The following is a 22669-nucleotide window of genomic DNA, read 5'->3' on the forward strand; positions in this document are numbered from 1 at the left end:
AATCGGAGGGCTTTTGGCTTTTGGCAACGGGAGCACAAAGAGATGGAAGAAAAAACGAAGCACGAGGGCCTGCTGCAGGCCGTCAAGGCGTTTTCCGTGCTCGGCGGCGTTGGCATCTACCTCGTCGTCTTTGTCGGCATCTGCGTCTATTTGGGCAATCTCGCCGACGAGACATTTGCGCTTGGCGCGAAGGGAAAGTTCACGGGGATTCTCGTAGGATTCCCATGCGCGATATACACGCTCTTTCGCCAGCTCAAGCGGATGGGTTTGGTTTAGGCCGTTTATGATGATAAATGTAATTTATTATATAAGATAAAGGCAGTTTATCATAAAAATGAAACGAATAAGCGAAAATATTTTTAGGATTTGTTAAAAAAAGGTTTTCTTTTTCTCCGTGTCGAAGTATACTTTTTACATGGGGGTGCCGGTGATTGCCGGCAAGCCCTATCCGAATATTCGTCTGCGGCGGTCATGAACGCCGAAGGAGGAATATGAGACAATTTTTTTCAGGATTCATGCGCCGGCTCGCGCTTGCCCTTTTCGTGGCAACGGTGATGATGGGAAGCATGCTCCTCGCAAGGGGAGAGGCGAAACTCATCCCCCTGCTTGCGTTTGGGTATGCGGTCGCGCTGGTGTTTGTCTGGGATATGGCGATGCGGCTATGGCGGCTCACAGCAGTGCCTGGCCGCGCGAAGCGGCAGATGATGCGGGGGCTTGCCTTTCGGCTGCTCGTCCTCTTTTTGCTCTTCTCCGTCGCTGCGCGGATTTCCGAGCACGCCTTTCTTGTCGCGGCGCTTGGCTTCCTCGTCTGCTACGGGCTCGCCTTTTCCGTGCTCGCCTACATGAATCTTGCAAAACGATGACCAGACGTTTGTCTGGGAGGGAGGTTGAGGTAAATGCATGAAATCGGTGTTCGCGAAACAGTGCAATTTGCCGGCTATACCTTTAACTGGGAGACGCTGACCATGACATGGCTCGCCATGGCAATCGTCCTGCTGATCGCATACCTTGCAACGCGCAAGCTCAGCCTTGTGCCGTCAGGCTGGCAGATCGTAGTGGAGATGGCTGTCGAGTGGGTGGATGGACAGATCGACGCGATGATGGGAGAGCGTGGCCGGTTCTTGGCACCGCTTATCTTCTCGCTCTTTTTGTTCCTGCTCGTGTCGAACTGGCTGGGGCTCATCCCATTCTTGGCATCGCCGACGAATGACTGGAACACCACGCTGGGGCTTGCGCTCCTCATCATCGTGATGGTGCATGTGCTCGGCGTTGTCAAGAAGGGCGGCCATTACATCGGCCACTTCTTCCAGCCAACGCCTGTATTCTTCATCATCAATCTGATCGAGGAACTGGCAAAGCCACTCACGTTGTCCTTGCGTCTGTTCGGCAATATCATTGCGGGCGAGATCCTGATCATCGTCCTCTTGAAACTCGTGCCGATCTGGATGCCGATTCCCGCCGTCCTTTGGCTCGCGTTCAGCGTGTTCATCGGCGGGGTGCAGGCCATCGTCTTCACGATGCTTTCGATGGCGTATCTGTCCAACGCAGTGAAGAAAGAGGAAGAGTGATTTCCTCTGCCCAACCCATTCTTATGTACTTACTTTAAGGAGGATTTTTCATGGAAAACGCACATGCAATTATGGTTCTCGGCGCACTTATCGGCGCAGGCATTGCAATGGGGCTTGCAGCAGTCGGCGCAGGCATCGGCGATGGACTCGTAACGGCTCGCTTCATCGAAGGCATTACACGCCAGCCGGAAGCGAAGAACACGCTCTTCACGAATACGCTGATTTCCGTCGGCCTCATCGAGGCAATGGCGATCATCGCGACGGTCATCGCGCTCATCCTGCTCTATGCGAACCCGCTCCTCAAATAAGCTTGTTCCATCGAGTACCTTTGAAGGGGGCATAGCAAATTGATAGAATTAAACGCGACTTTTTTCGCGCAGATCTTAAACTTCGTGTTGCTCGCCATTCTTCTTCGTGCTGTGGCATATAAGCCGGTCGTAAAGATGCTCAAAGCGCGCCAGGACAAGATCCAGGAAAGCCTCGACAAGGCGGATGCGGATGTGGCGGAGGCAGACAAGCTCCTCACGCAGTACAAGGAGAAGCTCGCACAGGCGAATGCCAAGGCGGAGGAGATCGTGAAGAACGCCGAACGCCGTTCGGGCGAAGAGCGCGAGGCGCAGCGCGCCGCCGTCAAGACGGAGATCGAGCAGATGCGCAGCTCGGCAAGGGCTGAGATCGCGCGCGAGCGCGAGCAGGCCGTCACGCAGCTTCGCGCCGAGGTCGTTGCGCTTTCGATGGCAGCGGCAGGCAAGATTATCGCGAAGAACATGGACGAGAAAGAGAATGAGAAGCTCGTCGCCGAATTCGTCGATAGGCTCGACAAGGATAAGATTGGGGATCTGCCATGCTAAACGTACAGCTTGCACGCAAGTATTCCAATGCGATCTTCGAGATCGCACAGGAGGAAGGCAAACTTGAGGCGTATGGCGAGGAGCTGAAGAGCGTGCGCGAAGGGCTTGAGTCCGTCCCGCAGGCGATCGCGTTCCTCACCAATCCGCAGATTGAGACGAAGACAAAGAAGGATCTGCTGAAGAAGCTCTTTGACGGCGAACTCTCACGGAATGTCTACCATTTCCTCCTCCTCTTGGTGGATAAGCACCGCTTTGCGCTCATTGGCGCAATCGAGGACGAGTACCGTGCGCTTTCCAATAAGGCAAGGGGAATCCTGATTGCAGACGTGACGACGGCAAGCCCGGCATCCGCTGCGCAGCAGAAGCGCATCCGAGAGAAACTCGCGCAGGTGACGGGCAAGAAGGTGGAGCTTCGCCTCCACGAGAATGCCGCGCTTATCGGCGGCGCCGTCGTCAAGATCGGCGATCGCCGCATCGACGGCAGTGTGGCAGGCCGTCTCGAAACCATGCGCAAGGAACTGCTCGTGAAAACCATGTGATGAAACTGGGGTGACAGTGAAGTATGAAAATGAATCCGGAAGAAATAACGGCCATCATCAAGCAGCAGATCAAGAACTACGATGTGGACTTGAACGTCGATGATGTTGGCACGGTTATCGAAATCGGTGACGGCATCGCGCATATCCACGGCCTCGATAAGGCCATGGCGGGCGAGCTGCTCGATTTCGGCAACGATATATACGGTCTCGTCCTGAACCTAGAGCAGGACAACGTCGGTGCCGTTCTCTTGGGCGGCGAGACGGAAATCAAAGAAGGATCGCAGGTCAAGCGTACGGGACGCATCATGCAGGTTCCCGTCGGCGAGGCCATGATCGGCCGCGTCGTCGACGCGCTCGGGCGTCCGATCGACGGCAAGGGCGCGATCCAGACGACGGAGTCGCGTCCGGTCGAGTACCCCGCACCGGGCATCGCGGACCGCAAGCCGGTCAAGGAGCCGCTGCAGACGGGCCTCAAGGCGATCGATGCACTCGTCCCGATCGGCCGCGGACAGCGCGAGCTCATCATCGGCGACCGCGGCATCGGCAAGACGGCAATCGCCGTCGATACGATCCTCAACCAAAAGGGGCAGCACTGCATCTGCGTCTACGTTGCCATCGGACAGAAGGCGTCGACGGTCGCACGCGTTGTCAAGACGCTCGAAGAGCGCGGTGCCATGGAATACAGCATCGTCGTCGCGGCAACGGCAGCGGACAGTTCGCCGCTGCAGTACCTCGCACCGTATGCGGGCGTTGCGATGGCAGAGCACTTTATGTACCAGGGAAAGGCTTGCCTCTGCGTATACGACGATCTTACGAAGCACGCGGCCGCATACCGCGCCATGTCGCTTCTGCTCCGCCGCCCGCCGGGACGTGAGGCGTATCCGGGCGATGTCTTCTACTTGCACTCCCGTCTCCTCGAACGCGCGGCAAAGCTCAGCGACGAGCTCGGCGGCGGCTCGATCACGGCACTGCCGATCATCGAGACGCAGGCAGGCGATCTCTCGGCATACATCCCGACGAATGTCATCTCCATCACCGATGGCCAGATCATGCTCGAGTCGGATGCGTTCTACTCCGGCATCCGCCCTGCCATCAACGTCGGTCTTTCCGTCTCGCGTGTCGGCGGCTCGGCGCAGATCAAGGCGATGAAGCAGGTCGCGGGCACGATGCGCCTCGATCTTGCGCAGTACCGCGAGCTCGCAGCGTTCTCGCAGTTCGCTTCCGACCTCGATGCCGCAACGAAGGCACAGCTCGACCGCGGCGCTCGCATGGTCGAGACGCTCAAGCAGGCGCAGTACAGTCCGTTGCTCGTCGAAGAGCAGGTCATGATCATCTTCACGGCGGTTCGCGGGTACCTTGTGGATATCCCGGTCGAGAGAGTCGTCGAGTTCCATGCGGAATTCCTGAAGTTTATGAAGGCGCAGCATCCTGAGATCCCCGCGAAAATCCTCGAGCAAAAGAAGCTCGACGATGCGCTTGAGGCAGATCTCAAGAAGGCAATCGAGGAGTTCAAGGAAACGCTGACGTATAAAATGGCTTAAAGGCGAGGTGATTCTTTTTGGCTAGCTTACAAGACATCCGCCATCGCATCCGAAGCGTAAAGAGCACCAAGCAGATTACGAGCGCCATGAACATGGTCGCGACCTCGCGCCTGCGCCACGCAAAGGAAATGGCACAGGCCAACCGTCCCTACGCGGAAAAAGTCATGCAGGTCGTGCAGGACATCGCAGGGAAGGCGGGCAGGGATTTGAAGCATCCGCTTCTCGAGACGCACGCCGAAGGCAAGGGACTCGTCCTGCTCATCACGAGCGACAAAGGTCTGGCGGGCGCGTATTCGAGCAATGCCTGCAAGGCGGCACAGGCCGTCATTGCGGACAAGGCAGACGCCGATCTCATCGTCTGCGGACGCAAGGGCACGAGCCATTTCAAGAACCGTGGCTACAACGTCGTCGCGAGCTACATCGGCATCAGCGAGCGCCCGGACTTCGAGAACGCCCGCAGGATCGCACTCGATCTCATGAAGCGTTACGAGAGCGGGGCTTACCGCGAGGTCGTCATGATCTACACGAAATTCATCTCTGCGATCAGCTGCGAGCCGCAGACCGAAAAGCTCCTGCCATTCGTGGCGGAGGGGCAAAAGGCCGAAGGGCCGCAGGCAGAGTACATCTATGAGCCGGATGCAGCGACGGTGCTTGGCGCGCTCCTGCCGCAGTACATCTGCACGGCCCTCTATGCGGCGCAGCTTCAGTCCGCCGCAAGCGAGCTCAGCTCCCGCATGAACGCCATGAGCAATGCGACGGACAATGCCGAAGAGCTCATGGGCAAGCTGGATCTCTACTACAACAAAGTTCGCCAGGCCGGCATCACGCGCGAGATTACCGAGATCGTGGGCGGCGCCGAAGCGCTAAAGTAAGGAGGCTTACCATTGGCAAAAGGGAAAGTCGTACAGGTCATCGGACCTGTCGTAGATATTGAGTTTCCGGCGGGCGAGCTGCCGGAAATCCTAAATGCAGTCACCATCAAGGGCAAGACGAGCGTCGACATTGACCTCGTCGTCGAAGTCATGCAGCACCTTGGCGACAGCGTCACGCGCTGCATCGCCATGAGCTCGACGGACGGTCTCATGCGTGGCATGGAGGCAGAAGACACGGGGGCACCGATCAAGGTTCCCGTTGGCCAGGAATGCCTCGGCCGCGTGTTCAACGTCCTCGGCAAGACGGTCGATCACAATCCCGCACCGGTCGGCAACAAGGAGTTTTGGCCGATCCATCGCCCCGCACCGAAATTCGACGAGCAGGAAACGAGTGCCCAAGTCTTGGAGACAGGCATCAAGGTCGTTGACCTCATCGCGCCGTACTCCAAGGGCGGCAAGACGGGGCTCTTCGGCGGTGCAGGTGTCGGCAAGACGGTCCTTATCATGGAGCTCATCCATAACATCGCAACGGAGCATGGCGGCTATTCCGTATTCGCGGGTGTCGGCGAGCGTACGCGTGAGGGCAACGACCTTTGGGGCGAAATGACGGAGTCGGGCGTCATCGACAAGACGGCGCTCGTCTACGGGCAGATGAACGAGCCGCCGGGAGCGCGTATGCGCGTTGCGCTGACGGGGCTTACGATGGCAGAGTACTTCCGCGATGTGCAGCATCAGGACGTGCTGCTCTTTGTCGACAATATCTTCCGTTTCATTCAGGCAGGTTCGGAGGTCTCCGCACTGCTCGGCCGCATGCCGTCCGCCGTTGGCTACCAGCCGACACTCTCGACGGATATCGGCGCCCTGCAGGAGCGCATCACTTCGACGAAGGAAGGTTCGATCACGTCCGTCCAGGCCGTCTACGTCCCTGCCGACGATCTTACCGACCCGGCGCCTGCCGGCACGTTCACGCATCTCGATGCGACGACGGTCCTTTCGCGCCAGATCGCAGAGCTCGGCATCTATCCTGCCGTCGATCCGCTCGATTCGACGAGCCGCATCCTCTCGCCGGAGGTCATCGGCGAGGAGCACTATCAGGTCGCGCGCGGCGTGCAGGCGGTCCTGCAGAAGTACAAGGAACTGCAGGACATCATCGCGATCCTCGGCATGGAAGAGCTCTCCGATGAGGACAAGCTGACCGTCTCGCGCGCGCGCAAGATCCAGCGTTTCCTCTCACAGCCGTTCTTCGTCGCAGAGGTGTTCACGGGCTCGCCGGGCAAGTACGTTCCGCTCAAGGAAACCGTGCGCGGCTTCAAGGAGATCCTCGAAGGCAAGTACGATGACCTGCCGGAGAACGCGTTCTATATGGTCGGCAACATCGATGAGGCTGTGGAGAAAGCGAAGAAGATTCAAGAGGAGGGATAATCTATGGCGACGATCAAGCTAGAGATTGTCTCTCCCGACAAAGTGGTCTATTCGGCGGATATCGGCATGCTCATCGTCCGCTCGACGGGCGGCGAGCTCGGCATCCTGCCGAAGCATGCGCCGCTCGTCACGGGGCTTGAGCCGCACGTCATGCGCGTGCGCTTCGGCGCGGATCGCGACGAGCAGCTCATCGCAGTCGCCGGCGGCTTCATGGAAGTCACGCCTGAGAAGATCACCGTCCTCGCGACGGCAGCCGAGCAGCCGATCGATATCGACATCAACCGCGCGAAGAGCGCGATGGATCGCGCGAAACAGCGTATCGCCGAGTTCCATCAAGGCTCTCCCGCGTCGGAAGACATCGATATCACGCGCGCACAGCTCGCGTTGCGCCGTGCCCTGACGCGCCTTCGTGCGGCAGGCATGAATTTCGAGGAATAACATATTGCTTTGCGCATAAAAAGGCGCTGCATCGTAGGCTTCTGCGGTGCAGCGCTCTTTTCATGGCTGCGATTTTATGTCACGCTTGGTTCGCGAGCGTGTAAATCGCGATCGCCTCTTTCTTTGCGATAGGGTGGAACGAGCCGAGCTTCTTTGTGCCGCCTGCTGTCGCGTCGTCTGCGAGCCGTTCGATGTCCGCTTTGCCGAGCGGATGGCCGAGCAGCGCCGGAAGGTTTGCCGGCATCCCGAGTTCCTCGAAGTACGCCTTCATGTGCGCGATCCCCGCGCGGGCGCGTTCTTCCTCCGTGCCGTCCGTGATGCCGAAGAGCCGCTTCGCAAACTGCGCGAAACGGCTCGCATCGTCCTTGTAGACGTACGCTGCCCAGCTCGGCCAAAGCGCCGTGAGCGTCGCGCCATGCGTCGCGTCGTAGCGGGCGCTCAAGGGATGGCCGAGACGGTGCACGGTGAAGTCTTTTCCGCGTCCGAGCTCGGTGAGATTGCAGTGCGACACGCTGCCGCACCACATGATTTCGCTCATCGCGTCGTAGTCATGCGGATTCTTAACCGCAGTGTGCGAGGCGTCCATGACGGTCGTCAGAAGCGATTCGGCGACGCGATCGGAAAAAACGTTTGGCTGTTTGACGTTTGTGAAGTAGCGCTCTATCGTGTGCATGAGGATATCGCTGATGCCGCAGACAATTTGGCGCTTCGGCGCAGTGAACGCGAGCTCCGGATTTAGGAAGGCGATGACGGGACGGTTGAGTGCGGTATTGAGCCCGAGTTTCTGCTGCATGTCCTCATTCGTGAGCACGGCGCTGTCGCTCGTCTCGCTGCCCGCTGCCGCAAGTGTCAGCACAGAGCCGAATGGCATCGTCTTTTCGAGCTTTGCGCGGCCCGTCCAGAAATCCCATACATCCGTCTCGGGGTTGCTCGCACCGTGCGCGATTGCCTTTGCCGAGTCGATGACGCTGCCGCCGCCGACGGCGAGGATGAAGTTCGCCCCGAACGCGATCGCCTCGCGCACGCCCTCGCGCACGAGCGAGACGCGCGGGTTCGGCTGTACGCCGCCGAGCACGCGGAAGGCGAGCCCGCCTGCCGTGAGCAGGCGCTCGATGTGCGAAAGCAGCCCCGTCCTGATGACGCTGCCGCCGCCGTAGACGATGAAAACGCGCGCTGCGCCGTAGGCGCGCAGCTTTTCGGCAATACGTTCCTCGGCGTGTGCGCCGAAGACGACCTCCGTCGGACATTTGAAATCAAAACCCTGCATGGCAATTCCTCCTCCATGTATCGAAGCTATAGCTCTATTATACACGAATGCCTAATTTTCACAAAGTTTTTGGGAAAAGATGTTCGATGCTTGCATGAATTACGGTAGTCTAGTAAAATAAAGAAAATAGGTATTGGTTTGGGGGGCTATTATTGCAACGTCAGACAACCATAAAGAAGGACGTCTCCTACCGAGGGATCGGGCTGCACTCCGGGCGCGAGGTCTCGATGCGGCTCTTGCCTGCGCCTGCGGATACGGGGATTGTATTCGTGCGCACGGATGCAGGCGGCAGGCAAATCCACGCGCGCGCGGCGAACGTCACGTCGACGCTTCGCGCGACGACAGTCGAAGAGAATGGGGTCAAGGTCTTTACGATCGAGCACCTCATGAGTGCGCTTCATGCGCATCGCATCGATAACGTATGCGTCGAGCTCAATGCGGAGGAACCGCCTGTCGCGGACGGCTCGTCGCTCGCGTATTTCGACCTTATCGAATCGGCGGGCATTGAGGAACTCCGCTCCGAGCGCCATGAAATCGTCATCGACCGCGTCTGCCGCATCGACGATGAGGCGACGGGCCGCTTCGTCATGGCGCTTCCGTACGACGGGTTCCGCGTGAGCTTCATCTCGCTCAACCCGCATAAGCTCATCGGAACGCAGTACGAGGACTTTCACATTGACGCGCAGACGTACCGCAGGGAAATCGCACCCGCCCGCACGATCGCCTACGAGAAAGAGATCGACCAGCTCCGCGAGATGGGGCTCGGGCTCGGCGGATCGCTCGAAAACGTCATCGTCTACAACGACGAGGGATGGATCAACCCGCTTCACTTTGCAGATGAGCTCGTGCGCCATAAGATCCTCGATGTGATCGGCGACCTGCGTCTCGCGGGGATCATCCGCGGGCACGTCATCGCGGCGGCTTCGGGCCATGCGCTCAATACGGCGCTCGCAAAGCAGATCGCCGCATCGCTCGGCTGACTTTGGCAAGGCACCTGCAAGGCAGATACGATAAAAGGGAGAAGTTTGCTATGGTATTGGACATCAATGAGATCAAAAAGATTTTGCCGCATCGCCCGCCGATGCTCCTCGTCGACCGGATCACGGAGATCGAGCCGTTCAAGTCGGCGACGGGCATCAAGAACATCACGATGAACGAGCCGCAGTTTCTCGGCCATTTCCCCGATCATCCGATCATGCCGGGCGTCCTGATCCTCGAGGCCATGGCGCAGGTCGGCGGCGTTGCCATGCTCTACCCGGAGGAACACCGCGGCAAGATCGCGCTCTTCGGCGGCATGGAGCACGTCAAATTTAAGCGTCCCGTCGTGCCGGGCGACCAGCTCGTGACGAAGGCGGAGATCGTGCGCGTGCGCGGCGATTTTGGGATCCTGCACTGCGACGGCTATGTCGACGGTCAGATCGTGGCATCGGCAGATTTCAAGTTCGCCTTGAAAAAGGACGAAAACATCTGAAAATGCATGGATTTTGGCATATAACGGAGGATAATTTTAGCTTAGCTTGAAAGACGTCCGGATTTGCTGGCAAACGATATACGAAAAACGGAACTCGTTTCGAGAGTATAGAAAGAAGGACATAGCTGCCGGACTGCATCGAGCGCTTGGCTTGATGCTAGAGTTAAGGAGTTGGAGCAGATGAGCATAGATAGCAAGGTCGTTGCCTACATACACGAGACGGCCGTCGTCGCGCCAGGCGCCCACATCGCAAAGAATGTGGAGATCGGGCCGTACTCCGTCATTGGAGAGAACGTGGAGATCGACGAGGGTACGGTCATCGGGCCGCACGTCGTCATTACGGGCTGGACGCGCATCGGCAGGGACTGCCGTATTTACCAAGGGGCATCGATCGGCGAAGAGCCGCAGGATCTCAAATTCAAGGGCGAGAAGAGTTACGTCTTCATCGGCGACCGCACGAAGATCCGCGAAGGCGCGTCGGTGCACCGTGCGACGGGCGAGGGCGAGGAGACGCGTGTCGGGAGCGACTGCCTTCTGATGGCGCTCACGCATGTTGCGCACAACTGTGTCGTTGGCAATCACGTCATCATGTCGAACGTCGCAAGCCTTGCGGGGCACGCGATCATCGAGGACCGCGCCGTCATCGGCGGCATGGCGGGCATCCACCAGTTCGTCAAGGTCGGCCGCAATGCGATGGTCGGCGGCATGGCGAAGCTCACGCAGGACGTCGTGCCGTACACGATCGTGGACGGGCATCCGGCGAAAGTCGTCGGTCTCAACGCCGTCGGCATCTCGCGTGCCGGCATCAGCAGCGAATCGCGCCGCTCGATCAAGCAGGCGTACAAGCTGCTTTACCGTTCGGGACTTACGCTGCAGCAGGCGATCAAGCTCATTGAGCAGGAGGTCGATCCGTGCGAGGAAGTCGAGCACTTCCTGCGCTTTTTGCGCAACGCTGACCGCGGCATCTGCCGCGAGCGGCGCGACCGGGAATAATCGTAAATGCGTTATCGCGTGTTCGGAGGAATGGGCATGGAGAAAATCGGACTGCTGGCGGGCGCCGGCAAACTGCCTGTCGCGTGTGCCGAGGCGGCGCGCGCCATGGGCATCGAGGTCGTAGGCATCGCACTGCTGCCGGAGACGGACAAGGCGCTTGCAGGCGTTGTGGCGGATTACGCAGAGATCAGCATCGGGCATATCGATGCGATTTTGAACCATTTGAAGGAAAAAGGCGTCCGCAAGGTCACGATGATCGGCAAGGTCACGAAGGAGATCCTGTTTTCGGGCAGGATCCAGCCCGACGCGCGCATGCTCCAGCTCATCCTGTCGCTTCCCGACCGCAACGACGATACGATCATGATGATGTTCGTCCGCGAGCTCGCGAATGCGGGCATTGAGGCGGTCGACCAGACGGCGCTCATCCGCCCCCTGATGCCGGCGAAGGGAACGATCTCGAAGCGTGAGCCGACGGCTGAGGAAAAGGCGGATATGGCGTACGGATTCGACGTGGCGAAGGAACTTGGACGGCTCGATATCGGACAGACGGTCGTCGTCAGGAACGCGGCGGTCATGGCGCTCGAGGCGATCGAGGGAACGGATGCCTGCATTCGCCGCGGCGGTGCGCTCGCGCACGGCGGCGCCGTCGTCGTCAAGACGGCAAAGCCATCACAAGATGACCGCTTCGACGTGCCGTCGGTCGGCGCACAGACGATTCGCTCGATGGCAGGGAGCGGCTGCACGGCGCTCGCCATCGAAGCGGGGAAGACGCTCCTCGTCGAGCGCGAGGAAGTCCTGAAGCTCGCGGCGGAGCACGACATCGCGATAGCGGCAATCTGAAAACGCGGAATGAAAAGGCGCGGCGCTGGTGTAAACGCCGCGTCTCTTTCGGCTTTTGGTGGGAAAGCAGGGGAAGAGATGAAGATCATGCTGTCGGCGGGCGAGGTCTCCGGCGACCTGCACGGCGAGCGCCTCGCGCATGCCATCCATGAAAAGGAGCCGCGTGTGGAGCTCATTGGGTTCGGCGGCGCGCGCATGGAACGTGCCGGCGTCCGCCTCTTTCGGAATTTTGCCGATTACAACGTCATGGGCGTTCTCGAGGTCATTCAAAATTTCTGCCGCATCATGAAGCTGCTCGATGCCCTCACAGCCTTCATGAAGCGCGAGCGACCTGACCTCCTCGTGATCATCGACTACCCGGATTTTAACTGGCGGCTTGCCAGGCGTGCGAAGGCGCTTGGCATTCCCGTATTTTCCTACATCCCGCCTTCGGCCTGGGCGTGGCGCAAGGGGCGCGCGAAGGACTGCGCAAAGATCGCGGACGAGTTCGTCGCGATTTTCCCGCACGAGCTGCCGCCGTACGAGGCGGCGGGTGCCAAGATCGCATTCGTCGGCAATCCGCTCGTCGATACCGTGCGGGCGGAGATCCAGCCGGAGGCGGCGCGGGCGTTTTTCGGCGCGCCGGAGGGCGAGCACATCGTGCTCCTCATGCCGGGAAGCCGCAGGCAGGAGATTACGATGCTGCTCGGCCCGATGCTCGGTGCGGCGAAAATCCTCTTGGCGCGCCGCGCGGACACGCGTTTCTTTCTGCCGGTCGCAGACGCTTCCTATGAGAACGTGATCCAAGCGAAAATCGAGGCGGCAGGCGTTCCCGTCACGCTCGTCCGCGAGAACCGCTACGCGCTCATGGCGATTGCCGACGCGGCGGTCGCAGCGTCGGGGACGGTCGTCATGGAAGCGGCGCTCATGGGCATGCCCTGCGTGACGGTTTACCGCCTCTCATGGCTCAATTACTGGATCGGACGCGCACTCGTCCACATCGATCACTTCACGCTGCCGAATATCCTCATGGGGGAGCGGATCCAGCCTGAGCTTTTGCAGGATGAAGTCGAGCCGAAGCGCATCGCGGATGAGCTGGAGCGCCTTTACCGCGGCAATCCGAACCGTGCTGCGGTCACGGCAAAGCTCAGGAAGGCCGCCGCACGACTCGGCGCACCGGGCGCAGCGGGGCGCATCGCGGAGCGGATCCTCGCGGCGGCGCGGCACAGCAAGACGGGAACGAAAGATTAAAACAAAAGACTGGTCGAAGTCGATTCAGGAGCAAAGATGAAAAACTACAAGCGGCTGCTCAAGTACATGCGGCCTTACCTCAGGCAGTTCGTCCTCGCCGTCATCTGTATCATCCTCGCGGCAGGCGCGAATCTTTACCTACCGTGGATCATCAAGGACATGATCGACAAGGTACTCGCAGAAAAGGATATGATGATGCTCAATGCGATCTGCATCGGCATCGTCGTCGTGTTTTTCCTGCGCGGCATTTTCTTCTACGGGCAGTCGTATCTCGTTTCCTTTATCGGGCAGAAGGTCATCATCGATGTGCGCGAGGTCATGTTCCGCAAGTTCCAGCGCATGCCGATGGCGTACTTCGACAAGCACCAGACGGGCGAGACGATGAGCTACATCACGAACGATGTCGCCGCGATCCAATCGGCGCTCGTCGACCAGCTCATCGAGCTCGTCACGGAGGGCTCGATCCTCATCGGCTCACTCGTCCTCATGGTCGTGCTCGACTGGAAGCTCTCGCTCCTGACGCTCGTCGTCATACCGCTTGTCGGACAGGCGATGAAGATATTCGGACGCAAGATCAAGCGCAACGGCACGATCATACAGGAGCGCATGGCGGACATTACATCGCTGCTGCAGGAGAGCATCTCGTCGATTCGCGTCGTGAAGTCGTTCGTGCGCGAGGACTACGAGATCAAGCGCTTCTGCAGGCAGAACGAGCTCAATTTCCAGGCGGCGATGAAGAACGTGCAGCTCACGAGCCTTTTGACGCCGTCGGTCGAGTTTCTCGCGGCGATTTCCGTCACGGTCATCGTATGGTTCGGCGGATACGAAGTCGTCGAGGGCACCATCACGGCAGGTGCGCTCGTCGCGTTCCTGACGTACGCCGTCAACCTCGCGAACCCCGTCAAGCGCCTCTCGCGTGTCTACGGCAACATGCAGCGCGCGATGGCAGCCGTCGACCGCGTCTTTGCGGTCATCGATTTGGAGGAGACGATCGCCGACCGCCCCGACGCAAGGCCCATGCCCGAGACGCACGGGCACGTCGAGTTCGATCACGTGTCGTTCGGCTACAAGGAAGGCGTGCTCGCGCTCTCGGACGTCAGCCTTGAGGCGAAGCCCGGTCAGATGATCGCGTTTGTCGGACCTTCTGGCGCGGGGAAATCGACGATCGCGAACCTCATTCCGCGCTTCTACGAGGTGACGTTCGGTGCCATTTTCATTGACGGACGGGATATCCGCGACGTGACGGTCGGCTCGCTTCGCGAGCAGATCGGCATCGTGCCGCAGGAGACCATGCTGTTCTCGACGACGGTGCGCGAGAATATCCGCTACGGCAGGCTTGATGCGACGGATGCGGAGGTCGAAGCGGCGGCGCGCGCGGCGAATGCCGACGCCTTTATCCGGGAACTCGATGCGGGCTACGATACGGAGATCGGCGAGCGCGGGCTCTCGCTCTCCGGCGGACAGCGCCAGCGCATCGCAATCGCGCGCGCGATCCTCAAGAACCCGCGCATCCTCATCCTCGATGAGGCGACGTCGGCACTCGATACGGAGAGCGAGAAGATCGTGCAGGCTGCGCTCGACCACCTCATGGTCGGGCGCACCTCGTTTGTCATCGCGCATCGCCTCTCGACGATCTTCCATGCCGATCAGATCTTCGTCATTGACGACGGCCACGTCAGGGAGCATGGAACGCATGAGGAGCTGCTCGCGATGGGCGGACTCTACAGCAACCTATACAACATCCAGTTCAAACAGGACTGAGAAGGGAACGCAGCAATGCAGATACTCTACAACGTAGCGGGGCTTTTGATCGTGCTGCTGATCATCCCGATGTTTCTCATCCGCGCCGTCCGGGAACGCGGCTTCGTCGAGCGCATACGGCAGAGTTTCGGCTTTTTCCCGGAGCATGCGCTCGACAAGGCCGAGAAGACGGACTGCATCTGGGTGCACGCGGCATCCGTCGGCGAGATCGTCGCGACGAGCCCGCTCATCAGGGAATTCCGTAAGGAATTCCCGAAGCGTCCCATCCTCGTTTCCGTCGTCACGACGAGCGGCTACGAGATGGCAAACCGCATCATCAAGGACGCGGATGCGATCATCTACTTCCCACTTGACCTGCCGTGGCTTGCAGGGCACGTTCTGAAGCGGATCCGGCCGCGCGTATTCCTGCCCGTTGAGACGGAGCTTTGGCCGAATTTCCTGAAGACGGCGCGCAAGCTCCACATCCCCGTCATGATGGTCAACGGGCGCATCAGCGACAAGAGCGTGCGCCAGTACAAGTACCTGCGCAGCTTGCTGCGCGACATGATCGGCACGGTCAAGGTATTCGCGATGCAGTCGCCGATCGATGCGGCGTACATCAAGCGCCTCGGCGCGCCGGAAGAACTCGTGACGGTCACGGGCAATACGAAATTCGATCAGACGTATACGGATGTGAGCGCCGAAGAAAAGGAAACGCTCATCGAGGCGATGCAGCTCGCAGGCAGTGACGGCATTTTCCTTGCGGGTTCGACACACCGCGGCGAAGAGGCGTTCGTCCTGCAGGCATTTCGTGCGGTAAGGGAGACGCATAAGAAGGCGCGTCTCGTCATTGCGCCGCGCGAGCTCCTGCGCGTGGCGGAGGTCAGCCATATCTGCAGGAATGCGGGCTTTTCCGTCGCGCGGCGCACGGAGCTGCAAAAAGGAGAAGGCAAGGCGAGCGATGTCGTCATCCTCGACACGATCGGCGAGCTCGGCCGCATCTACAGCATCGCCGACGTCGTCTACGTCGGCGGCAGCCTCGTGCCGCACGGCGGCCATAATATTTTGGAACCGGCGGCGCACGGCAAGGCGATCGTCGTCGGGCACAATATGTTTAACTTCAAGGATACGCACGCGCTCTTCATGAAGCGCGACGCCTGCATCACGGTACACGATGCGGCGGAGCTTTCGCGCGAAGTCGCGCACCTCTTTGATGATCCATCCCATCGGCGCCGCATGGAGAAAGAGTCGCTTGCCATCGTGCGCGAGAACAAGGGGGCGTCGCGCAAGTCCGCGATCCTCCTGCGCGAGATGCTCGACGCCTACGAGAGCCAGGCGGAGAATCTGCACCGCGTGCGCGCGACGCAGAAGCTTACGAACTTCCAGACGTATTTCATTGACCTCGTGCACAGCAAGAACGTCGATGGCTTCTTCAAGAACGTGCTGCTCCTCGTCTTGTACGCATTCTCGATTCTCTACCGCTTGCTTTTGAATGCGCGGCTCGCAGGCTATCGTCACGGGCTCTTTGCACGGAAGCACCTCGATTGCTTCGTCATCAGCCTCGGCAATGTGACGGTCGGCGGCACGGGCAAGACGCCGACGGCGCAGCGGCTCGCGCGCGATATCCGCAGCATGGGCTACCGCGTCGTCATCCTGAACCGCGGCTACCGCGCGAAGTGGCGCGGCGAGGTCGGCATCGTCTCCGACGGCGGGAAGCTCCACATGGACGCAGCGGAGGCGGGCGATGAGGCGTACATGCTCGCAAAGCACCTGCCGGACGTTCCCGTGCTCATCGGCACGGAGCGTGCCAAGACGGGACGCTACGCGATCGAGCACTTCGGCGCACAGGTCGCAATCCTCGATGACGGCTACCAGCACTGGCAGCTCGCACGCGATCTCGACATCCTGCTCATCGACGCCGTCAACGTCTTCGGCAACGGGCATATCCTGCCGCGCGGCACGCTGCGCGAGCCGATCTCGCATATCGACCGCGCCGACGTCTGCCTGCTCACGAAGGTGGATCAGGCAGAGGACGGTGCGTGCGCCTACATCAAGGAGACGGTGAAACGGTACAACGCGCGCGCGCAGATTGTCGAGAGCGTTCACCATCCGCGCTGCTTCGTTCCGCTTGCCGAGTGGTATACGAATATCGCGGGCGAGGGCATCGACGTCTCACACATCAAGGGCAAGCGGATCATGGCGGTCTCCGCGATCGGCAACCCCGCTTCCTTTGAACAGACGCTCGCTTCGCTCGGCGCCGTCATCGTCGAGAGCCTGCGCTATCCCGACCATCACGACTACACGATGTCGGAGATGACGGGCGTGTTCGGTCAGGCGGAGCGGCGCGATGTCGAGGCGATCGTCATCACGGAGAAAGATGCCGTCAAGATCCCTGCCGATGTCGCGCGGCAGAAGTGGTCGGTCCCCGTCTACGTCATCAGCGTCGAAGTCGCCTTTGGCGAGGGGGCGCAGGCGTGGGACGCGCTCCTGGAGGAGAATCTCACGGCGTGGTCAGCGCAAAAGAGCGCAAAAGAATGAAAAGAAAGGATAGGAAGGCTATGGAAAAGCGAGCAACAGTCCTCTGTGTGATTCCCGCGCGGTATGCGTCAACGCGCCTTCCGGGAAAGCCGCTTAAGGACATACAGGGAAAGCCGATGGTCGTCCGCGTCTACGAGCGCGCAAAAAAAGCGCAGCGCGTCGCAGATGTCATCGTCGCGACGGACGATCATCGCATCGCGGACGCCGTCAAGTCGCATGGCGGCAAGGCAGTCATGACGCGAGTGGATCATCCGACGGGAACCGATCGCCTCGCCGAAGTCGCCAAGCAGTTCCCGGACGTCGACGTAATCCTAAACGTACAGGGGGATGAGCCGCTCATTGATCCAGCCGTCATCGATGCGCTCGCGTCGGCGTTTGACGGCGACGCCGATCTGCAGATGGCGACGGCCTGCACGGAGATACGTTGCCGCGATGCGCAGGATGACCCCAACAACGTCAAGGTGGTCATGGACCAAAAGGGATATGCGCTCTATTTCTCGCGCTCCCTCATACCGTATCCGCGCAAGGCGGGCGGGCACGTATTCAAGCACATCGGCATCTACGCCTATCGTCGCGGCTTCCTGCTCGCCTACGCGAAGATGGAGCCGACGCCGCTCGAGCAGGCGGAGAGCCTGGAGCAGCTTCGTGCGCTTGAGAATGGCTGCAAGATCAAGGTCATCGAGACGGACCATGAGTTCGTCGGCGTTGACACAGCGGAAGACCTCGCAAAAGTCAACGCGATCTACGCCGCGATGAAGTAATCATTTGGAGAGAGGAGCATTCGCATGAACAAGGTACAGGTGGGAAATTTCCATATTGGTGCAGGCGAGCCGCTCGCCCTGCTCGCAGGCCCGTGTGTCCTGGAGGGGCTGGATCGATGCCTTTTGATCGGGCGCACGATCAAGGGAATCTGCGCGCGTCTCGGCATCCACTACGTATTCAAGGCGTCGTTCGACAAGGCGAACCGCTCTTCGTTCCACAGCTTCCGCGGGCCAGGGCTCCAGAAAGGTGTTGAAATGCTCGCGGCGATCAAGGAAGAGCTCGACGTGCCTGTCGTGACGGACATTCACGAGACACAGCAGGCGAAGCCCGTCGCACAGGTCGCGGATATCCTCCAGATCCCCGCATTCCTCTGCCGTCAGACGGATCTTCTGCACGCCGCGGCGGAGACGGGGCGCGTCGTCAACGTCAAGAAAGGACAGTTTCTCGCGCCGGAAGACATGCGCAACGTCGTCGACAAGCTCCACGAGTGCGGCTGCGACCAGATGCTCCTGACGGAGCGCGGCGCCTCATTCGGCTACCACAACCTCGTCGTCGATATGCGCAGCCTGCCGATCATGCGAAGCTTCGGCTACCCCGTCGTCTTCGACGGCACGCACAGCGTCCAGCTCCCCGGCGGCGGCGGAACGGTATCGACGGGCAACCGCGAGTACGTGCCGTATCTCGTGCGCGCGGCGGCTGGCGCGGGCATCGATGCGCTCTTTCTCGAGGTGCATGACAATCCGGAGGAGGCACTCTCCGATGGGGCGAACATGGTCTATCTCGACCAGCTCGAGGACTTGCTGAAATCGGCGCTCGCCATTCATCAGATCGCGAGCAAGGTGGACTAAGAGGAGGATTGGCATGATTCGGGAAAAAGCGATTGAGACTTTGGAGATTGAGGCAGAGGCGGTCACGCGCCTCAAGGAGCGCATCGGTGACGAGTTTGAAGCGGCGGTGAACTGCATCCTCCACTGCCATGCGCGCGTCGTCGTGACGGGCATGGGGAAAAGCGGCCACGTCGGGCGCAAGATAGCGGCAACGTTTGCGAGCACGGGCACGCCTGCGTTCTTCATGCATCCAGCCGAGGCGTTTCACGGAGACCTCGGCATGGTGACGGAGCACGATGTCGTCATTGCGATCTCGAACAGCGGCGAGTCGTCGGAGATCGTCAACATCCTGCCGGTTATCCGCCGCATCGGCGCGAAAATCATCGCGATGTGCGGCAGGCGCGAATCGCAGCTCGGACGATTCAGCGATTACTTCATCGACGTCGGTGTTGAGCGCGAGGCGTGCCCCTTGGGGCTTGCGCCGACGGCGAGCACGACGGCGACGCTCGCGATGGGCGACGCGATCGCAATGGCGCTCATGGCGGTACGAAACTTCACGAGCCAGGATTTCGCCCTCTTCCATCCAGGCGGCGCGCTCGGACGCCGCCTGCTGCTGAAGGTTGAAAACGTCATGCACAGCGGCAAGGACAATCCAGTCATCCACGCGGGCAAGACGGCGAAGGACGCGCTCTTCGTCATGACAGAGAGCGGCCTCGGCGCGGTGTCCGTCGTCGACGATGCGGGCAAGTTCATCGGCATCATCACGGACGGCATTATCCGCCGTGCGCTCGCGAAGGACTACAAGTTCCTTGACGAGGCGGTCGAGGCGATCATGTTCCGAGAGGCACTGACGATCGCACCGGAAAAGATGGCGGCAGAGGCGCTCTCCGTCATGGAGAAGCACAAGCCGCGCCCCGTGACGGTACTGCCCGTCATCGACAGCGCGGGCGTGCCCGTCGGCATTGTCCATCTGACCGATCTTTTGCGGCAAGGAGTGGTTTGAATGGAATTTCGAGCAGAGGCTATTGAGCGCGCCAAGCGCGTGCAGTGCGTCATCCTCGACGTGGACGGCGTTTTGACGGACGGCAGCATCTATATCGGAGAGACGGGCGAGTGCTTCAAGCCGTTCTTCTGCCGCGACGGGCTCGCGATCACGCGTGCCGCCAAGGTCGGCCTATCGGCAGCAATCATTACGGGACGTGCCTCGAAGCACGTCGCCGTCCGCGCGAAGGAGCTTCATATCGAACAGGTCTATCAGGGCGAGCTCGACAAGCGCGCGGCGTATCGCGCGCTCAAAGAGAAGCTTCGCCTTTCCGATGACGCGTTCGCGTACGTCGGGGACGACATCGTCGACCTGCCCATCATGCTGCAGGTCGGATTCCCCGTTGCCGTAGCGGACGCCGTGGCGGAGGTGCGCGAGACGGCGCAGCTCATCACGGACAATCCGGGCGGACGCGGCGCGGTGCGCGACGCGTATGAATTTATCTTAAAAGGGCAGGGAAAATGGCAGAGGATCATCAATGGGTTCAAAGCGTCGGAGGATATGACGGGAATCGCGCAGTGACGCATGCCCGTAACATGGACGTAGCTCCGAAATACATGGACACGCAGACAATGGAGGCCTTGGTATGCACTACAAGATGGTCATGTGCCTGAGCTGGCTCGCCTGCCATACGCCGTATCGCGTCTTGATGGCTGTCGGATGGGTGCTCGGCAATCTCTACTACCTGCTGATCAAAAAGCAGCGTGAGCTTGCCGTGCGGCAGATGATGCCGGCGCTCGGCATGACGGAGGCGGAAGCGCGCCGCACGGTTCGCGCGTCGTTTGTCAACCTCGGGCGCAACGTGCTCGAAATCCTCTACATGCCGCGCCTCAATGAAACGAATTTCTCGGACTTCATCGAGATCGACCATTTGGAGCGCATGAAAGACGCGCTCGCCGAAGGACGCGGCGTCGTCGTATTGACGGGGCATATCGGGACGTGGGAGTGGCTCTCCGCCGCCTTCACGATGAACCATCTGCCCGTCACGGCGATCGCGAAGCCGCAGCCGAACATGCAGTACACGTACGCGCTCGACGACCTCCGCAAGACGATACACGTTGAGATCTTCTCACGTGGCACGAGCGAGCTCCTCGCGGCGGCACGCGCGCTCAAATCCGGCAAGATACTCGGCTTTCTCGCCGACCAGGACGGGGGCCCTGGGGGCGCATTCCTGCCATTTCTCGGGCGCATCGCGTCGACGCCGATGGGACCTGCCGTTTTTTCGCGGAAGTTCCGCTCGCCCGTCCTGCCCGCATTCATCCTGCGCCAGCCGAACGGCAAGCACAAGGTCGTCATCGGCGAGATCATGCGCTATAAGGATACGGGCGATACGGATCAGGACTTATTCGACTTTACGGCGCGCATGACGAAGATCGTGGAGCAGGTCATACGCGAGAACCCGACGCAGTGGCTTTGGTTCCAAAAGCGGTGGAACACGCCGCCGGAGAAGCGGAAGACAGGCAAGCATCACACGGTGAAGGCGGAGGGGAACAAGGGATGAACAAGAAGGCAAAGGCGCTCATAGGCGCCGGCGTATTGCTCCTCGCCGCGCTCATCGTATGGACGGTGCGAACGATACCCGACCCGCCGCTGGCGCACGAAGAGAAGGATACGCCGCGCGTCATGCGCTACGACGGCAACGTCCTCTCCGAGCAGAAGGACGGGCGGGTGCTTTGGGATCTGACGGCCGACCATATCGAAGTCGATATTGACACGCAGAACGCGCAGCTCAAGGATCTCACGGCACACTTTTATCAGGAAGACGGGCGCACGGCAGAAGTCAAAGCGCAGGAAGGCGCGTACGATGCGGCGACCCATGACATTGAGGTCAAGGGGGAGGTCACGGTCACGACGAGCGACGGCGCGCAGCTCACGAGCGATAAGCTCGTTTGGAAGGCGGCGGAGGAAAAGCTTTCCGCCATCGGAAATGCGTACGCGCAGCGAGACGACATGCACGCGACGGGCGACTGCATCGAGAGCACGGACGGATTCCATCGGATTCGGATTATCGGCAAGGCACACCTTGCACGGGGAGGAAGCCATGAATAAGAAACTGGGCAAACGCATTGCAGCGGCATTTTCGTGCGCTGCGCTGCTGAGCTTCGGCGCGGCGCAGGCGGCAGACGAGCCAGCGAGCCTCGATGCGGACGAAGTCACCTACAACATGGAATCGGGCGAAGCCGTGGCGGAGGGCAATGTGCTGATGAAGCGCGGCGCGTCGGCCGTGACGGGGGCGAAGGCGACCTACAACGCAAAGACGATGGAGGGAACGGTCGAGGGCGGCGTCATTGCCGTGCACGGCGCGACGCGCCTCACGTGCAGCTTCATCCGAAGCGACGGGAATGGGCACTACTTCGCGCAGGGCAGCGTCCGCGGCACGCAGGAGGACAAGACGTTTTCAGGGGAGCGCGTCGACTACTATCCGAACCAGAATGAATACGTTCTCATCGAGTCGGGCGGCACGCTCACGAGCGCGGACGGCACATTCACGGCGGACCGTCTCGAAGGCTGGCTGAATGACGAGCACTATATTGGCACCGGCTCGGCTCATCTCGTCTCGCCGCCGCGCAGCCTCGAGGCGGGCGGCGACCGGCTCGATTACTACGGCAAGGAAAATGGGAAAGCCGTCCTAACGGGCAATGCATGGGCGTATCAAGGCAACAATACGATGCGCGGCAACCGTTTGACGCTCTACCTTGCAAATGATGGAGCGACGAAGTAAACTATA

The 22669-nt window shown here is 60.3% G+C and carries 25 protein-coding genes; 24 read left to right on the forward strand and 1 reads right to left on the reverse strand.

Annotation, left to right across the window (positions count from 1 at the left end):
* Nucleotides 1-42 precede the first annotated feature (42 nt).
* The 10 genes from HMPREF1985_RS04990 to HMPREF1985_RS05035 all read left to right on the forward strand — a co-directional run bounded on the left by HMPREF1985_RS04990 (nt 43) and on the right by HMPREF1985_RS05035 (nt 7231).
* Nucleotides 43-276: an AtpZ/AtpI family protein gene (locus HMPREF1985_RS04990; protein WP_021771412.1), complete on the forward strand. Its 234-nt coding sequence runs from the start codon at nt 43-45 to the stop codon at nt 274-276.
* A gap of 215 nt (nt 277-491) precedes the next feature.
* Entirely contained in the window at nt 492-863 is a 372-nt protein-coding gene (locus tag HMPREF1985_RS04995) for a hypothetical protein (protein ID WP_021771414.1), read from the forward strand.
* 33 nt (nt 864-896) lie between these two features.
* The gene (gene atpB, locus HMPREF1985_RS05000) at nt 897-1568 is read left to right on the forward strand and encodes a F0F1 ATP synthase subunit A (protein WP_021771415.1); all 672 of its coding nucleotides are present in this window, start codon (nt 897-899) and stop codon (nt 1566-1568) included.
* A gap of 50 nt (nt 1569-1618) precedes the next feature.
* On the forward strand, nt 1619-1876 hold the full coding sequence (gene atpE / locus HMPREF1985_RS05005; protein WP_021771416.1) for a F0F1 ATP synthase subunit C: 258 nt from the start codon (nt 1619-1621) through the stop codon (nt 1874-1876).
* Nucleotides 1877-1915: 39 nt separating this feature from the next.
* Entirely contained in the window at nt 1916-2419 is a 504-nt protein-coding gene (atpF, locus tag HMPREF1985_RS05010; protein ID WP_021771417.1) for a F0F1 ATP synthase subunit B, read from the forward strand.
* Nucleotides 2413-2958, forward strand: a complete 546-nt coding sequence (gene atpH, locus HMPREF1985_RS05015; RefSeq protein WP_021771418.1) for an ATP synthase F1 subunit delta — start codon at nt 2413-2415, stop codon at nt 2956-2958. Before atpF ends, atpH begins: the two co-directional genes overlap by 7 nt.
* A gap of 23 nt (nt 2959-2981) precedes the next feature.
* The gene (atpA, locus tag HMPREF1985_RS05020) at nt 2982-4499 is read left to right on the forward strand and encodes a F0F1 ATP synthase subunit alpha (protein ID WP_021771419.1); all 1518 of its coding nucleotides are present in this window, start codon (nt 2982-2984) and stop codon (nt 4497-4499) included.
* 17 nt (nt 4500-4516) lie between these two features.
* Entirely contained in the window at nt 4517-5371 is an 855-nt protein-coding gene (gene atpG, locus HMPREF1985_RS05025; RefSeq protein WP_040637132.1) for an ATP synthase F1 subunit gamma, read from the forward strand.
* A 12-nt stretch (nt 5372-5383) separates the two neighbouring features.
* Complete coding sequence (gene atpD, locus HMPREF1985_RS05030) at nt 5384-6793, forward strand: F0F1 ATP synthase subunit beta (protein ID WP_021771421.1); 1410 nt, start codon at nt 5384-5386, stop codon at nt 6791-6793.
* Nucleotides 6794-6796: 3 nt separating this feature from the next.
* On the forward strand, nt 6797-7231 hold the full coding sequence (locus HMPREF1985_RS05035) for a F0F1 ATP synthase subunit epsilon (RefSeq protein ID WP_021771422.1): 435 nt from the start codon (nt 6797-6799) through the stop codon (nt 7229-7231).
* Between the two features lie 79 nt (nt 7232-7310).
* Here the strand turns inward: HMPREF1985_RS05035 and HMPREF1985_RS05040 are convergent, their stop codons facing one another.
* Nucleotides 7311-8498: an iron-containing alcohol dehydrogenase gene (locus HMPREF1985_RS05040; protein ID WP_021771423.1), complete on the reverse strand. Its 1188-nt coding sequence runs from the start codon at nt 8496-8498 to the stop codon at nt 7311-7313.
* Between the two features lie 152 nt (nt 8499-8650).
* Between HMPREF1985_RS05040 and lpxC the strand changes: the two genes are divergently transcribed.
* From lpxC to HMPREF1985_RS05110, 14 genes are all read left to right on the forward strand, one after another.
* Complete coding sequence (gene lpxC, locus HMPREF1985_RS05045; RefSeq protein ID WP_021771424.1) at nt 8651-9478, forward strand: UDP-3-O-acyl-N-acetylglucosamine deacetylase; 828 nt, start codon at nt 8651-8653, stop codon at nt 9476-9478.
* A gap of 50 nt (nt 9479-9528) precedes the next feature.
* Nucleotides 9529-9969 (forward strand): 3-hydroxyacyl-ACP dehydratase FabZ, encoded by a 441-nt coding sequence (gene fabZ / locus HMPREF1985_RS05050; RefSeq protein WP_040637134.1) that lies wholly within the window; start codon nt 9529-9531, stop codon nt 9967-9969.
* Between the two features lie 180 nt (nt 9970-10149).
* Nucleotides 10150-10962 carry an acyl-ACP--UDP-N-acetylglucosamine O-acyltransferase gene (lpxA, locus tag HMPREF1985_RS05055; RefSeq protein WP_021771426.1) on the forward strand — a complete coding sequence of 271 codons (813 nt, stop codon included), beginning with the start codon at nt 10150-10152 and terminating at the stop codon, nt 10960-10962.
* A 36-nt stretch (nt 10963-10998) separates the two neighbouring features.
* Nucleotides 10999-11802, forward strand: a complete 804-nt coding sequence (locus HMPREF1985_RS05060) for an LpxI family protein (RefSeq protein WP_040637254.1) — start codon at nt 10999-11001, stop codon at nt 11800-11802.
* Nucleotides 11803-11880: 78 nt separating this feature from the next.
* On the forward strand, nt 11881-13032 hold the full coding sequence (gene lpxB / locus HMPREF1985_RS05065; RefSeq protein ID WP_040637136.1) for a lipid-A-disaccharide synthase: 1152 nt from the start codon (nt 11881-11883) through the stop codon (nt 13030-13032).
* A gap of 36 nt (nt 13033-13068) precedes the next feature.
* The gene (locus HMPREF1985_RS05070; protein WP_021771429.1) at nt 13069-14793 is read left to right on the forward strand and encodes an ABC transporter ATP-binding protein; all 1725 of its coding nucleotides are present in this window, start codon (nt 13069-13071) and stop codon (nt 14791-14793) included.
* 15 nt (nt 14794-14808) lie between these two features.
* Nucleotides 14809-17310 (forward strand): tetraacyldisaccharide 4'-kinase, encoded by a 2502-nt coding sequence (gene lpxK, locus HMPREF1985_RS05075; RefSeq protein ID WP_021771430.1) that lies wholly within the window; start codon nt 14809-14811, stop codon nt 17308-17310.
* A gap of 20 nt (nt 17311-17330) precedes the next feature.
* On the forward strand, nt 17331-18071 hold the full coding sequence (gene kdsB, locus HMPREF1985_RS05080; RefSeq protein ID WP_040637138.1) for a 3-deoxy-manno-octulosonate cytidylyltransferase: 741 nt from the start codon (nt 17331-17333) through the stop codon (nt 18069-18071).
* 24 nt (nt 18072-18095) lie between these two features.
* Nucleotides 18096-18920, forward strand: coding sequence for a 3-deoxy-8-phosphooctulonate synthase (kdsA, locus tag HMPREF1985_RS05085; RefSeq protein ID WP_021771432.1), 825 nt, complete (start codon nt 18096-18098; stop codon nt 18918-18920).
* A 13-nt stretch (nt 18921-18933) separates the two neighbouring features.
* On the forward strand, nt 18934-19902 hold the full coding sequence (locus HMPREF1985_RS05090) for a KpsF/GutQ family sugar-phosphate isomerase (protein ID WP_021771433.1): 969 nt from the start codon (nt 18934-18936) through the stop codon (nt 19900-19902).
* Nucleotides 19903-20463: a KdsC family phosphatase gene (locus HMPREF1985_RS05095; RefSeq protein ID WP_021771434.1), complete on the forward strand. Its 561-nt coding sequence runs from the start codon at nt 19903-19905 to the stop codon at nt 20461-20463. It begins immediately after the preceding gene.
* Between the two features lie 64 nt (nt 20464-20527).
* Entirely contained in the window at nt 20528-21442 is a 915-nt protein-coding gene (locus HMPREF1985_RS05100) for a lysophospholipid acyltransferase family protein (protein WP_021771435.1), read from the forward strand.
* A complete protein-coding gene (lptC, locus tag HMPREF1985_RS05105; RefSeq protein WP_021771436.1) occupies nt 21439-21990 on the forward strand; it encodes an LPS export ABC transporter periplasmic protein LptC in 552 nt (183 codons plus the stop codon). Before HMPREF1985_RS05100 ends, lptC begins: the two co-directional genes overlap by 4 nt.
* Nucleotides 21983-22663 carry an LptA/OstA family protein gene (locus tag HMPREF1985_RS05110; protein WP_021771437.1) on the forward strand — a complete coding sequence of 227 codons (681 nt, stop codon included), beginning with the start codon at nt 21983-21985 and terminating at the stop codon, nt 22661-22663. Before lptC ends, HMPREF1985_RS05110 begins: the two co-directional genes overlap by 8 nt.
* Nucleotides 22664-22669: the final 6 nt, after the last annotated feature.

Source organism: Mitsuokella sp. oral taxon 131 str. W9106, from assembly GCF_000469545.1.
Taxonomy (GTDB): Bacteria; Bacillota; Negativicutes; order Selenomonadales; family Selenomonadaceae; genus AWVT01.